The 13,007-nt window shown below is 52.5% G+C and carries 11 protein-coding genes; 5 read left to right on the top strand and 6 right to left on the bottom strand.

The window, feature by feature from the left end:
- Positions 1–70: 70 nt before the first annotated feature.
- Complete coding sequence (gene prfA, locus R3I13_RS07395) at positions 71–1,141, bottom strand: peptide chain release factor 1 (RefSeq protein ID WP_346317287.1); 1,071 nt, start codon at positions 1,139–1,141, stop codon at positions 71–73.
- A gap of 165 nt (positions 1,142–1,306) precedes the next feature.
- On the opposite strand from prfA, the gene R3I13_RS07390 reads away from it, so the two are divergent.
- Both R3I13_RS07390 and R3I13_RS07385 read left to right on the top strand, forming a co-directional pair.
- The gene (locus R3I13_RS07390) at positions 1,307–2,449 is read left to right on the top strand and encodes an amidohydrolase family protein (RefSeq protein ID WP_346317286.1); all 1,143 of its coding nucleotides are present in this window, start codon (positions 1,307–1,309) and stop codon (positions 2,447–2,449) included.
- A 21-nt stretch (positions 2,450–2,470) separates the two neighbouring features.
- Positions 2,471–3,568 (top strand): mechanosensitive ion channel domain-containing protein, encoded by a 1,098-nt coding sequence (locus R3I13_RS07385; protein WP_346317285.1) that lies wholly within the window; start codon positions 2,471–2,473, stop codon positions 3,566–3,568.
- Positions 3,569–3,805: 237 nt separating this feature from the next.
- On the opposite strand, the gene R3I13_RS07380 is transcribed toward R3I13_RS07385, so the two are convergent.
- The 3 genes from R3I13_RS07380 to R3I13_RS07370 all read right to left on the bottom strand — a co-directional run bounded on the left by R3I13_RS07380 (position 3,806) and on the right by R3I13_RS07370 (position 5,937).
- Positions 3,806–4,321 (bottom strand): thioredoxin family protein, encoded by a 516-nt coding sequence (locus tag R3I13_RS07380; protein WP_346317284.1) that lies wholly within the window; start codon positions 4,319–4,321, stop codon positions 3,806–3,808.
- Positions 4,322–4,332: 11 nt separating this feature from the next.
- Positions 4,333–4,875, bottom strand: a complete 543-nt coding sequence (locus R3I13_RS07375) for a MerR family transcriptional regulator (protein ID WP_346317283.1) — start codon at positions 4,873–4,875, stop codon at positions 4,333–4,335.
- 93 nt (positions 4,876–4,968) lie between these two features.
- Positions 4,969–5,937, bottom strand: a complete 969-nt coding sequence (locus tag R3I13_RS07370; protein WP_346317282.1) for a M23 family metallopeptidase — start codon at positions 5,935–5,937, stop codon at positions 4,969–4,971.
- Between the two features lie 328 nt (positions 5,938–6,265).
- Between R3I13_RS07370 and alaS the strand changes: the two genes are divergently transcribed.
- Both alaS and R3I13_RS07360 read left to right on the top strand, forming a co-directional pair.
- Positions 6,266–8,881: an alanine--tRNA ligase gene (gene alaS, locus R3I13_RS07365; RefSeq protein ID WP_346317281.1), complete on the top strand. Its 2,616-nt coding sequence runs from the start codon at positions 6,266–6,268 to the stop codon at positions 8,879–8,881.
- A gap of 266 nt (positions 8,882–9,147) precedes the next feature.
- Positions 9,148–10,125 (top strand): PDZ domain-containing protein, encoded by a 978-nt coding sequence (locus R3I13_RS07360; RefSeq protein ID WP_346317280.1) that lies wholly within the window; start codon positions 9,148–9,150, stop codon positions 10,123–10,125.
- Between the two features lie 71 nt (positions 10,126–10,196).
- Here the strand turns inward: R3I13_RS07360 and R3I13_RS07355 are convergent, their stop codons facing one another.
- The gene (locus R3I13_RS07355) at positions 10,197–10,562 is read right to left on the bottom strand and encodes a helix-turn-helix domain-containing protein (RefSeq protein ID WP_346317279.1); all 366 of its coding nucleotides are present in this window, start codon (positions 10,560–10,562) and stop codon (positions 10,197–10,199) included.
- Between the two features lie 133 nt (positions 10,563–10,695).
- Here R3I13_RS07355 and R3I13_RS07350 point away from each other — a divergent pair, with 133 nt between their 5' ends.
- The gene (locus R3I13_RS07350) at positions 10,696–11,553 is read left to right on the top strand and encodes an SDR family oxidoreductase (RefSeq protein ID WP_346317278.1); all 858 of its coding nucleotides are present in this window, start codon (positions 10,696–10,698) and stop codon (positions 11,551–11,553) included.
- Between the two features lie 3 nt (positions 11,554–11,556).
- On the opposite strand, the gene R3I13_RS07345 is transcribed toward R3I13_RS07350, so the two are convergent.
- Positions 11,557–12,930 carry an aldehyde dehydrogenase gene (locus tag R3I13_RS07345; RefSeq protein WP_346317277.1) on the bottom strand — a complete coding sequence of 458 codons (1,374 nt, stop codon included), beginning with the start codon at positions 12,928–12,930 and terminating at the stop codon, positions 11,557–11,559.
- Between the last annotated feature and the right edge of the window lie 77 nt (positions 12,931–13,007).

Genomic DNA, 13,007 nt, shown 5'->3' with positions numbered 1-13,007 from the left:
GGCCATCGTAGCATAATAACACATCCGCCGAACAAATTGTTGCGGGAATTGTTTTAGCGCTCAGTTAAATTTATATCCCGTCTCCGGTCTTCATTTTTTCCGCATTTTCTGCGAACTGGAGCGCCTGCACCATGTCGTCTATCTCCCCGTTCATAAAAGCATCCATGTTATACACGGTCATGCCGATGCGGTGGTCGGTGATGCGCCCCTGGGGATAATTGTATGTGCGGATCTTGGCGGAGCGGTCCCCGGTGCTTACGAGACTTTTCCTTTGCGAAGCGATCGCGTCCTCATGTTTGCGGACGGCGGCTTCGTATATGCGGGTGCGTAACATGCGCATGGCAATATCCCGGTTGGAGTGCTGGCTGCGGCCTTCCTGGCATTCCACCACCACGCCAGTCGGGATGTGGGTGAGCCTCACGGCAGACTCGGTTTTGTTTACGTGCTGGCCGCCTGCGCCGGAAGAACGGAACGTATCCATTTTAATATCCGCTTCCCTAACGTCCACGTCCACATCTTCCGCTTCAGGCAGCACGGCCACCGTAGCGGCAGAGGTATGCACACGGCCGGATGCTTCCGTGGCCGGCACACGCTGCACACGGTGTACGCCGGACTCAAACTTGAGCGTGCCGTACACATCGTCGCCGGTTACTTCCACCACTACTTCCTTATAACCGCCTACTGCACCGGCGTTTTCGTTCATGATGGCTGTTTTCCAGCCTTTATTCTCACAATACCGCAGGTACATCCGCAGCAGGTCGCCGGCAAACAGCGCGGCTTCGTCGCCCCCGGTGCCGCCCCTGATCTCCAGGATGGCGTTCTTTTCGTCCTGAGGGTCTTTCGGGATCAGCAGGTTGCGGATGTCCGCCTCCATCTGTTCCTTCTGTTCGTTCAGGCCTTCCGTTTCCTCTTTGGCCAGCTCGCGCATTTCTTCGTCGCCGCTTTCCAGCACTTCTTTATTGAAGGCAATGGAATCCAGCAGGTTGCGATAAGCGTCGTACGCTTTCACGATCTTCTCCAGCTGGCGGTATTCCTTGCTCAGCTTGCTGAACTGTTTATTATCCTTTACCACTTCAGGGTTGGTAAGCGCCAGGGCTACCTGTTCGTACCGGCCTTTAATGGCATCTAATTTATCGATCATAATAAAATTTCTGTTTCCCTGAAGCGTTTACAGGCCACGGCGGATTATAATCATTCACGGAAATTGCCGTATTTCGTAATTGCTTCGGGTTGCAAAATTACGTTTTTGCCCATTAATAAAAAGGGGGAAGCGGCCCGTTCATTTTTAAATGTTAATTCGGAAAGCATGATCAAGCTAACAGCAGGGGATATATTCGACGGGCAAAAGTTCCTGGGGGCAGACCGCTGCCTCATTCTTGACGACGACGGCGCCGTGTCTGCACTGGTACCGCGCAGCTGGGCGGGAGACGGGATCATTGAAGTGGAAGGATGGCTTTGCCCCGGTTTTGTGAACACCCATTGCCACCTCGAATTAAGCCATATGCAGGGGGTGATCCCCGAAGGCACCGGCCTGCCGGTTTTCCTGCAAACCGTAATGGAGCAGCGCGAAATACCCGCCCCTGAACTGGTACAGGAAGCCATGGCCAAAGCCGCGGCCGCCATGAAAGCGGAAGGCATCATAGCCGTGGGCGACATCTGCAACACCGCTGCCAGCATCCCTTTCAAAACGCAGCCCGGCATTTACTGGCACAGCTTCGTGGAATGCATGGGCTTTATTGATGCGGCCGCCCCGCGCCGGCTGGAACATTCCCTGGCCGTGCTGGCCCGCTTCCGGGAAAAAGGCCTGCCCGGCTCCATCGTGCCGCATGCCCCCTACTCCGTTTCCGCCACTTTGTTCAGGCTGCTGGCAGGCATGGAAAACAATACGCCCGTTTCCATCCACAACCAGGAGTCTGCCTCAGAAGACTCCCTCTATCGCTCCAAAACAGGCGCCTTCCTGGATTTCTACCGGCACTTCGATATGGATATCTCCGCTTTCGGGATGACGGGTAAAAGCAGCCTCCGGAGCTATCTTCCTTATTTCGCCGCCACGCCGCGCATGCTGCTGGTGCACAACACTTACACCACGCCGGAAGACGTGCGTTACGCCGCTTCGCTGGAGCAGGAAATTTTCTGGTGCCTCTGCCCCAATGCCAACCTCTACATCGAAAACCGCCTGCCCGATGTAAAAACACTCTTGAACGAAGGCGCACGCATCGCCCTGGGAACAGACAGCCTTGCGTCTAACCGCCAACTGTCCATCTGGGAAGAGATCAGTACCATCCACCGGCATTTCCCGGACATACCAATGGCCTCGATCCTGCAATGGGCCACGCTAAACGGGGCGCAGGCACTGGGCATTTCAGCCACATACGGCAGCTTCGAAAAAGGGAAAAAACCGGGGCTTGTGCAAATACACAATGGTAACGCTAAAGCATACACGATTTAATTATCTATACATTTGCTTCCTATGAATGATTTTTTAAACCAGCAATTCCTCGATAATTCCGTGAGGAACTATTTGATAGTAGCCGGTATCATCCTGTTCGTGTACTTTATCCGCCGCTACATCTCCAAAGGCCTTGCCGCCGGTATGTTCAGGCTTATCAAGCACTGGAGCCCCAGCATCGCGCAGCAGGAATTCGTGCAGCTGCTTTTTAAGCCGCTGGAATATTTCCTGCTCATGACCGCCTTCATCATGGCGAGCAACCACCTCGTATTCCCCTCCGAGCTGAACATCATCGTATACAACCGCGCCGGCAACCCTTACACCCTGCAAATGCTGCTGGCCACGCTGGTCAAGATCGTGTTCAGCATGACCGTCATATTGATCCTTCTCCGCCTGATAGATTTCGTCGCGCTGATACTGGAGAAAAAAGCGGACCTCACGGAAGACAAGACAGACAACCAGTTCATCATTTTCTTCCGTGATTTCTTCAAAGCCATCATGTTCATCATCGGCGCCATGATCCTCATTCATATCCTGTTCGGGAAAGATGTGGTAGACAAGCTGGTGGCCGGCCTTGGCATAGGCGCTGCGGCCCTTGCCCTTGCTGCGAAAGAGAGCATCGAGAACCTGATCGGTTCGTTCATTATTTTCTCGGATAAACCTTTCCGGGTGGGCGACAGCGTGAAGGTGGATTCGTTCCAGGGCACGGTTGAAAAGATCGGCCTGCGCAGCACGCGCCTGCGTACGCTGGAAAAAACTTTCGTGACGGTGCCTAATAAAAAGATGGTGGACAGTGTGCTGGACAATCTTTCCCTTCGCACGCAACAACGCGTCGCGCTGAAGCTGGAACTGGCCGGAGATACCACTTCAGACAAGGTGGCGGCCGTCGTAAAAGGCATCCAGGATTACCTGCAAAACCATGCGGATGTGGAGCCCGGCTATTCCGTGAACCTGTTCGACTTCACAAAAGATTCTTACACCATCCAGGTGATCTACATGACCAACATCCTGGAAGGCAACGCCTACCTGGAATTGCGGGAAAACGTAAACCTCGCCGCCATCAGCATCCTCGAAAAGAACGGGGTGCGGCTGGCTATCAGGCAGGATCCTGCTGTATAAATTATCTCAGAAAAAACCGCCGCATTGCACAAAGCCCGTCATTGCGAGGAGCAGCCGAGCTAAAGCGGGAGGGGCGACGAAGCAATCTCCTGCATTGTATTGACACACCCCATGTTTGGAGATTGCTTCGTCGCGCTTTCCGCTGCACAGGTTCCCAATTTGCTCCTCGCAATGACGGGCTAATAAAATAAAAAAGGCCGCCATTAAGGCAGCCTTTTTTATACGCAGCTTGTGCTGCTACTCTTTTTTATTCATCTTCATGATGATCTGCGCCAGGTCCTGCTCCACGGATTCCTTGGAATTACCGGAAATGCGGCCTTCTTCTTTCCCGTCGCGCATTACAAGGATGGTGGGCACGCGTTTCACTTTATACCCGTCTGCCACTTCGTTGCCGGTGTTGCCGGAATTATCGGCGCCGTACATGTGAATGCTTTCTTCGGGTACGCTGGCCAGGATCATTACTTTATAAAAACGGCCGAGCAGGCTCTGGCTGGCCTCTTCGGTGGTGTTCACCAGCGCCACCAGCTGGATCTTGTCTTTATTGGATTTGATATAGTTCACCATTGTCGCATTGGCATCGTACCGGTTCACACCGCTGTGGAACCAGGCAAATGCGGAGTCGGCCAGCAGTTCTTTCATTTTGAATTCTCCTTTCAGCTGCTTGCCCTGTGCCGCATGATTGTGATTGCTCTGTGCCATGGTCACCGAGCTGAGCAACAGTCCGCACCCCAATAATACTTTGTGTAATCGCATAGTTTCGTGATTTATAATTGATCTTTTAACTCTGTCAGGAATTGCCTCACCTTTTGCAGGCTTTTGATCATCTCGAAGTTCCGGGAAGCGGAGCGCTTATCTTCGCGCAGCTTCTGTTTTGCTCCTTCGATGGTGTATTTGCGCTCGCGCAGCAGGTGATAGATGAGCTTCAGGTTATGGATGTCTTCCTGCCTGAAAAGCCTGTCGCCTTTCCGGTTCTTTTTGGGTTGCAGAATATCGAATTCATTTTCCCAATAACGGATCAGGGAAGTGTTTACGCGAAACATGCCGGCTACTTCACTGATGGAATAGTACTGCTTGTCCAGCGTAAGTTTTTCCAGCTCCTGGATCACATGCGGGTCGCCTGCCAGTTCCTTCAGACTTTTACGCCCCCTTTTTTTGCCTTTCGGCGGAGCGCCCTCTTCAGGAATAGCGGCCTCTGCACCATTTGCGTCTGCTTCTCCGTTTTCCGCGGGTTGCGGCCGGGCGGGCGTTTTGACGGGTGCGGGCTTCTGCGGCTCGGCGGCTCCGAATAAGTCCAGTTGCTGCATCATAACCGGTTAAATTGTATGATAAAAAGAATACGGATACAATATTACGGAATCCCTTTTATGCACAACCCGCCTTTTCTACCAATAATCATTCCACTAATCGAAAGACTGGTTGCCGGAACGGGCAATTTTCAGCATACGGTCAAATTGCTCGGGGGTGAGATCGTTATAGAAGAAGTACACGGGATCTACTTTTGTGCCGTTTTTCATGACCTCGTAATGGCAGTGGGGGCCGGTGGATTTGCCGGTGCTGCCTACCCAGCCCAGCACGTCGCCGCGCTTCACCTGCTGGCCGCGTTTCACTTTTATACGCACCATGTGCCCGTACAGGGATTTATAGCCGTAACCATGGTTTACCACCACGTGATTGCCATAGCCCACGTCGCTGAGGGAGGCCTCTTCTATGGCGCCGTCGCCGGTGGCGTAAATAGGCGTGCCGGAAGGCGCCGTGAAATCCAGGCCGCTGTGGAATTTCATGGTTTTGTAAATGGGATCAATGCGGTACCCGTAGCCGGAAGCGATACGGTCCAGGTCCTTATTGGCCACCGGCTGTATAGCCGGGATAGAGGCCAGCATTTTTTGTTTATTCTTGATAAGATCTTCGATCTGTACGTATGATTTTTCCTGGGCCTTCACTCGGTTGTGCAGTTCGGCGAGCATGTTGGCGGAAGCGGCTATGATCTCGGAATTGGCTTTGGAGGCCAGTTGTACATTCTCTTCCTCTTTGGGTTTGCCCGCGCGCACGCTGTCTGCAATAGGCGCGGCTTCAAAAATGACGCGGTAGATCTCGTTGTCGCGGTGCTGCAATTCATCCAGCGAGGTTTTCATTTCCGCCATGCGGCCTTTCAGCGCATCATATTCTTCTTTCATGCTCTCAATATCCTGGCGCAGGAATTTTTCCTTGGGCGATTCCAGGAAGCGGTAGGCAATGGACAGGAACAGGATGCCGGTTACAATGGCGGCAGAGAGGAAACCGAGGATACGGAGGATTTTGACCCGTACGGACACTACGAGCTTTTCGTATTTAAGCGTTTGTGTATTATAAAAATATTTGACCTTCTTCATGAACCTTGAGGGTTGATATGGTGCGCGAACGATTCAACGCGCTGCCCGTTTTTTTAGTATCAGTGCATTCCCCGGTTTTTTCACAGGAAAACGGCGGTTATGCCTTGTTTTTATTTATTTCAATATTTTTGCACCGCATTCAACCTACGCTTAAAAAATTGTACGGTTAAACCGGGGTCCGCAAACCTAATGGAATTAGGTTAAAACGTCAACCTTTTGAATCTCAATTTCTCGGCGAGCCACTTTGCGATAAACACAAATTAAAGGGAAATTTGGGATGGATGCAATTATAAAGTTAAAATTAGATATTAATACACAGTAATATTTTATGACCGCAGCCGAGATCAGACAACAATTCCTCGATTTTTTCGCTTCAAAAGGCCACCAGATAGTGCCCAGCGCGCCTATCGTGGTGAAAAACGACCCTACCCTGCTTTTCACCAACGCAGGGATGAACCAATTCAAAGACCTTTTCCTCGGCAACAAACCCGCGCCTTATAAAAGAGCGGCAGACACCCAGAAATGCCTGCGGGTAAGCGGCAAACACAACGACCTGGAAGAAGTGGGCATCGACACCTACCACCATACCATGTTCGAAATGCTGGGCAACTGGAGCTTTGGCGACTATTTCAAAAAAGAAGCCATCCAATGGAGCTGGGAGCTGCTCACTGAAGTGTATAAGCTGCCGAAAGACCGTTTATATGTGACTGTGTTTGAAGGAGATGCCAAAGAAAACCTGCCGGCCGACGCGGAAGCCATGGCCGCATGGAAAGAACATATTGCAGAAGAACGTATCCTGATGGGCAACAAAAAGGATAACTTCTGGGAAATGGGCGATACCGGCCCCTGTGGCCCCTGTACGGAAATTCATGTAGACTGCCGTACGGATGAAGAAAGAGCTAAAGTACCCGGCAAAGACCTGGTGAACAACGACCACCCGCAGGTGATCGAGATATGGAATAATGTATTCATGCAGTTCAACCGCCTGAAAGACGGCAGCCTGGAGCCGCTCCCCGCCAAACATGTGGACACCGGGATGGGCTTTGAGCGCCTCGTGCGCGTGCTCCAGGGCAAACAGAGCAACTACGATACAGACGTGTTCATGCCCCTTATTCATGCCACTGAAAAGCTCTGCGGCAAACAATACGGGCAGACCGAAAAAACGGATATCGCTTTCCGTGTGATCGCAGACCACATCCGCGCTATCTGCTTCACGATCGCGGACGGGCAGCTGCCTTCCAACAACGGGGCGGGTTACGTGATCCGCCGCATCCTGCGCCGCGCCGTGCGGTACTATTTCTCTTTCCTGGATGTGAAAAAGCCCCTGCTGCATGAGCTGGTTCCCGTGCTGGGCGAGCAGTTCAGCAAAGTGTTCCCCGAGCTGGAGCAGCAGGCCGATTTTGTGAAGAAAGTAGTGTTTGAAGAAGAAAGCAGCTTCCTCCGCACGCTGGACAGCGGTCTCAGCCGCCTGGACCTGATCACTTCCGGTGAAAGATCCAAAACCATTGAAGGACCCGTTGCGTTCGAATTATACGATACGTTCGGCTTCCCGCTGGACCTCACCATGCTGATCGCCTCCGAAAAGGGCTTTAAAGTGGATGAAGAAGGCTTTACCGCCGAAATGAAAAAGCAGAAAGACCGCTCCCGCGCAGCCACAGAGCTGGATATGGGCGACTGGACCATCCTGCAGGACCAGCCTTCCGGCATCTTCATCGGCTACACACAGCTGAATGCAGCGGCCACAGTGCTCAAATACCGCAAGATCAAAGCAAAAGGAAAAGAACAATACCAGCTGGTGCTGGACCAGACGCCCTTCTACGCCGAAAGCGGCGGCCAGGTGGGCGATACCGGCGTGCTGCGCTTCAACGGCGAAGCCATTGCCGTTACGGACACCAAAAAGGAAAACGACCTGATCGTTCATTTCGTGGACAATCTGCCTGCTAAGATAGAAGGCCCTGTACAGGCCGAAGTGGACGCTGCAAAACGCCGCGACACTGCCCGCCATCACTCCGCCACGCACCTGCTGCATGCAGCGTTGCGCCAGGTGCTGGGCACGCACGTAGCCCAGAAAGGTTCCCTCGTAAATGCGGACTACCTCCGCTTCGACTTCAGCCATTTCTCCAAAGTAACCGACGAAGAGCTGGCGCAGATCGAAACCATCGTGAATGAAAAGATCAGGGAAAATATTCCCGTGGTGATAAAGGAACTTCCCCGCGAAGAAGCGCTGAAGCTGGGTGCTATGGCTCTTTTCGGCGAAAAATATGGGGAAACCGTGCGCGTGGTGACCATCGACCCGTCTTATTCCATTGAGCTGTGCGGCGGCACGCACGTAGGCTATACCGGCGAGCTGGGGCTGTTTAAATTCATCGCGGAGAGCGCAGTGGCAGCAGGCGTACGCAGGGTGGAAGCCGTAACCGGCGCCAAAGCTGAAACGTATGTGAACGAGCAGCTGGCGCAGCTGAAAGAGATCAAAGCGCTGATAAAAAACCCGAAAGAACCGGCGAAGGCCCTGGAGACCATCATCAATGACAAAGCCGCGCTGGAAAAACAGCTGGCCGCATTGGAGCAGAAGCAGGCCGCGCAGCTCGCAGCCACACTGCCGCAGCAGGCTGTAGCTGTTAATGGCGTGCAGTTCCTCGGTACAACGGTAGAAGCCGCCAGCGCGGATATGCTCCGCCAGGTAGCCACGTCAGTAAAAGATCATTTAGCAGCGCCTTTCCTGGCAGTGCTTGTATCTAATATCGGCGGCAAGGCCCAGGTGTCTGTCGTAGTGTCTGACGACCTGGTGAAATCCAAAGGACTGAACGCGCAGAAAATTATCAAGGAGCAGGTGGCCGGCCTCATCAAAGGCGGCGGCGGCGGCCAGCCTACCCAAGCCAACGCAGGCGGGCAGGACGTGAGCCAGCTGCAGCAGGTGATCGATAATGTGAAAACAATCCTGTAGAAACTTACCATCTAATAATAGGAGCGGGCTTCCAACCGGGAGCCCGTTTTATATTTATTTATTTTATATGCATTTTACTACGGTTCCCTTACGGTATCCCTACTAAAGCCTTACTAAAGCACTACTAAACCATACCGGTAAAAACCCCTTCCTCAAAGGGCCAATTTGGCCAAATGTTTTTTAACAATCCCTTAAACCGCAGCGCCCGGTTTTAACATTTTTTTACCGGCCGGTCCCATTAATTTTGCCCAAAACCAATTACTCCTATGCGTAAAATGTTGTACACTTTCAGCTTTGGCCTCATCGCCATGGCAACACTGGTTCTCCCGGCCGCAGCCCAGGAAAAACGTTCCGGTAAACTGGGAGAGTATGATGAGATCGTGATCAAACGCAAAGGCGCCGCTAAAGACGCCAAGGTAACCGTAGAGATCAAGGATGGTGAAGTTTTGATAGACGGCAAAAAGATCGACGAATACAAAGACGGCAGCATTACCGTGCAACGCCGCGTGATCACGCCACGGAATGGCAACATGAGCAACGGCGGCATCCAGTTCTTCGACGATGAGGACAGCGATCTCCGCATCACTCCCGGCGCCGCAGTGCTGGGCGTTATCACCGAAAAGAAATCGCCCGAAGGCGCAACCGTTTCTTCCGTAGCGGAAGGCAGCGCGGCAGAGAAAGCGGGCCTGAAAGAAGGCGACGTGATCACCCGCGTGAACGACCATAAAATAACAGAGCCGCAGGACCTCTTTGAGACCATCGGCGCACTGAAGCCCGGAGACAAGGTGACCATCACTTACCTCCGCGATAAAAAAGAACATAAAGCAGACGCCACGCTGGGCAAACGCACTTCCATTTCCCCGCGCAGCTTTGGCCTCGACCCGGAAGGCGATGAAGTGAATCCCTTCCGTTTCAGGATGCCGGAAGCGCCCCGCCGCATGCAGCCCGGCCAGTTCTTTACGCCGCCGCCTTCCATTGGCCTCACCGTGCAGGACACTGAAGATGGCAAAGGCGCAAAAGTAACCGGCGTGAAAGAAGGCTCCGCCGCTGAAAAAGCCGGTTTCAAAGCGGATGACCTGATCACGGAAATCGCGGGAGAGCCTGTAAAGAATGCGCGCGACGTAGCCGAAGCCTACAGGGAACACCGCGATGAAGCCACCATTACCGTCAAAGGCACGCGCAACGGTTCAGCGCAGACCTACACTATCAAGGTGCCAAAGAACCTGCGTACGGAAAATTTGTAAAAAGTAAGGCAGATTATAGTTTAAGTGTAAGCAAAGAGAAGCGGTCCGGTTTATCCGGGCCGTTTTTATTTTCAATCCAGCTGTTTATGGATGAGTACCCTCTTCCTGTAAGCAATCCCCCAGCTCGCCATGGATTCGATCACAGCAGTAAGTCTTTTCCCGTGGGAAGTCAACTCGTACGCAACTGATAACGGCGCGTCACTCTCAACCGTCCTTCGCACGAGATGATTCATCTCCAATTCCTTTAATTCGTTTGACAACACTTTGGAAGCAATGCCTTCCAATCCCCTTTTCATATCCATAAACCGCGTCTTCCCGTTATACTGAAGCATCCCGATGATGGCCGTTTTCCACTTACCGGCAATAAGTTCCTGCGTATCTCGTACGCCGATGATTTTCTCTATGCATTGTTTGGAAAGACCATTTGCATTCCTCATGTGTCGAAATTAAAAAGTGATGCCACAAAAGTACAGCAATTCATATTGGTTACCATACAGTAACCGGTTACTAAATAGTAACCAGGAATATATTCTGTAGCGAAGCCGCTAATTTTACAATAAATTATTCAACATGATATTAGTAACAGGCGCCAGCGGTCACCTGGGAACCGCTGTAGTAGCGAATTTATTGAAGAAAGTACCCGCAAGCCAGATAGTCGCTCTGGTACGCGACGAAAAGAAAAGCACCGCTTTGCAGCAGCAGGGCGTCAACATACAAATCGGCGACTATAACGATATTGCGTCACTGGATAACGCGATGAAAGGTGTAACAAAAGTGCTACTGATCTCTTCCACAACCCTCACCCGGCTGACAGAACATAAGAACGCAGTGGATGCTGCCAAAAGAGCAAATGTGGAACAGATAGCCTATACCGGCGTTACAATGAAAGGCCTGGAAACCTCTCCCATAAAGCCTTTGATGACCTCTCATTTTGAAACAGAGGAATATATCAAAGCGGGCGGCCTTCCTTACACGTTCCTGAGAAATTCTTTGTATACAGATATGCTCCCTGTTTACGTCGGGAACCAGGTCTTAAACACCAGCGTCATAATTCCCGCCGGCAATGGCAAGGTGCCCTATGCATCCCGCGAAGATATGGCTGAGGCGGCCGCCAACGTTCTCACTGAACAAGGCCACAGCAACAAAACATATCACCTGACCGGCAATGCGCTTTATTCCTTCTACGATATTGCCGCGCTGTTGTCTGATCTGTCAGGAAAAGAGATCACTTATACGGATAAAGACCCCGCCGCATTCCAGGACCAGTTAAAGCAGATGGGAGTGCCCGAGATCAGGATACAGGTACTTTCGGGCTTCGCGGCATCTATAAAAAATGGCGAATTTGAACTGGTGCACGACGACCTGGCAAGGTTATTAGGCAGGGAACCTAGTCCGGTGGCGGAGTTTCTAAAGAAGCAATATTCTTAACGCTTACTTTTGCATCATCTTCAACAGCTTCAGCTTGTTCTTAAACGGCGGGTATTTCACCGGCACGTCCAGCCAGGTAGCGGTTTTCATGACCCCTTTTTCATGGGTGAACTCGTTGAAGCTGTTGCGGCCGTGGTAACGCCCCATGCCGCTGTAGCCGATACCGCCGAAAGGCAGGTCCGAATTGGCGAAATGTACCAGCGTATTGTTGATGCAGCCGCCGCCGAACGCCACTTTTTCGATGAAGGCCTGTTCTGTCCTGCGGCTGCGGGAGAACACGTAAAGTGCCAGGGGGTAAGGGTTCCGGGCGATCATCGCAATTGCGTCCTCTGTGTTTTTATAAGGGATCACGGGCAGCACGGGGCCGAATATTTCTTCCTTCATCACGGGAGCGTCGAAAGACACGTCTGTGAGAATGGTGGGGGCAATGTATTTATCCGCGGGATCGGTTTGCCCGCCGGTGTAAATGGTTCCTTGTGAGAGGTATGCCGCCACCTGGCTGAACCGCTTATCGTTGATCATCCGCGGAAGGTCCGGGCTTTCGGCCGGGTTTTCGCCGAAAAACTGGCGGATGGCGGCTTTCATCTGCTCCAGCAAAGGGTTCATCACTTTTTGGTGCACCAGTACATAATCCGGCGAAATACAGGTCTGTCCCGCATTCCAGCACTTCCCCCAGATAATGCGCCGGGCGGCCACTTTCAGGTTCGCCTTTTCATCCACGATACAGGGGCTTTTCCCGCCCAGCTCCAGCGTTACCGGGCTGAGGTGCGGCGCGGCCATTTCCAGTATCTTTTTCCCTACGGGAATGCTGCCGGTGAAAAAAATATGATCAAAGCGGTGCTGCATCAGCTCAGGGATCACGACATGCCCTTCCCCGGTTACCACCGCTACAAATTCAGGTTTAAATGCGTCTGCGATCACCTGCTGGATAACGGCTTCCGTGGCCGGGGCCATTTCGGAAGGTTTCAGAATGGCGCAGTTGCCCGCCGCTATGGCGCCTATCAGCGGGTTGATGAGCAGCTGGAAAGGATAATTCCAGGGGCCGATCAGGAGGGTGAGCCCTTTCGGCTCGCGGTAGATCACGCTGCCGGAAGGGTAATGCAGCAGCGGGGAACTTACCGGCTGCGGGCGCATCCATTGGCGCAGGTTGGTGAGGGCATGGTCTATTTCTTCGTAGAGCAGCCCTATTTCGCTGCCATAGGCCTCAACGGGAGCCTTTCGCATATCTGCATACAAAGCCGCCAGGATCGCGTCCTCATGCCGTTTTATAGCCTTCCTGAGTAGTTTGAGCTGCGTTTTCCTGAAAGAGGCGGAGCGGGTGGCGCCCGAGCCGAAGTAGCTGCGCTGGGCCTGGTAAATATCGTGGATTGCCGTCATAGGGTATTGCTTGCATTACAATTTCGTGAAAATTCCCTGCTTTTTTGCAGTTTGAATATCTTTGTACGAATCAGCAG

It is taken from the genome of Chitinophaga sp. YIM B06452, assembly GCF_039655965.1.
Classification (GTDB): domain Bacteria; phylum Bacteroidota; class Bacteroidia; order Chitinophagales; family Chitinophagaceae; genus Chitinophaga.
The sequence above is the reverse complement of the archived record's forward strand: the minus strand, read 5'-3'. Positions and strand labels throughout refer to the sequence as shown.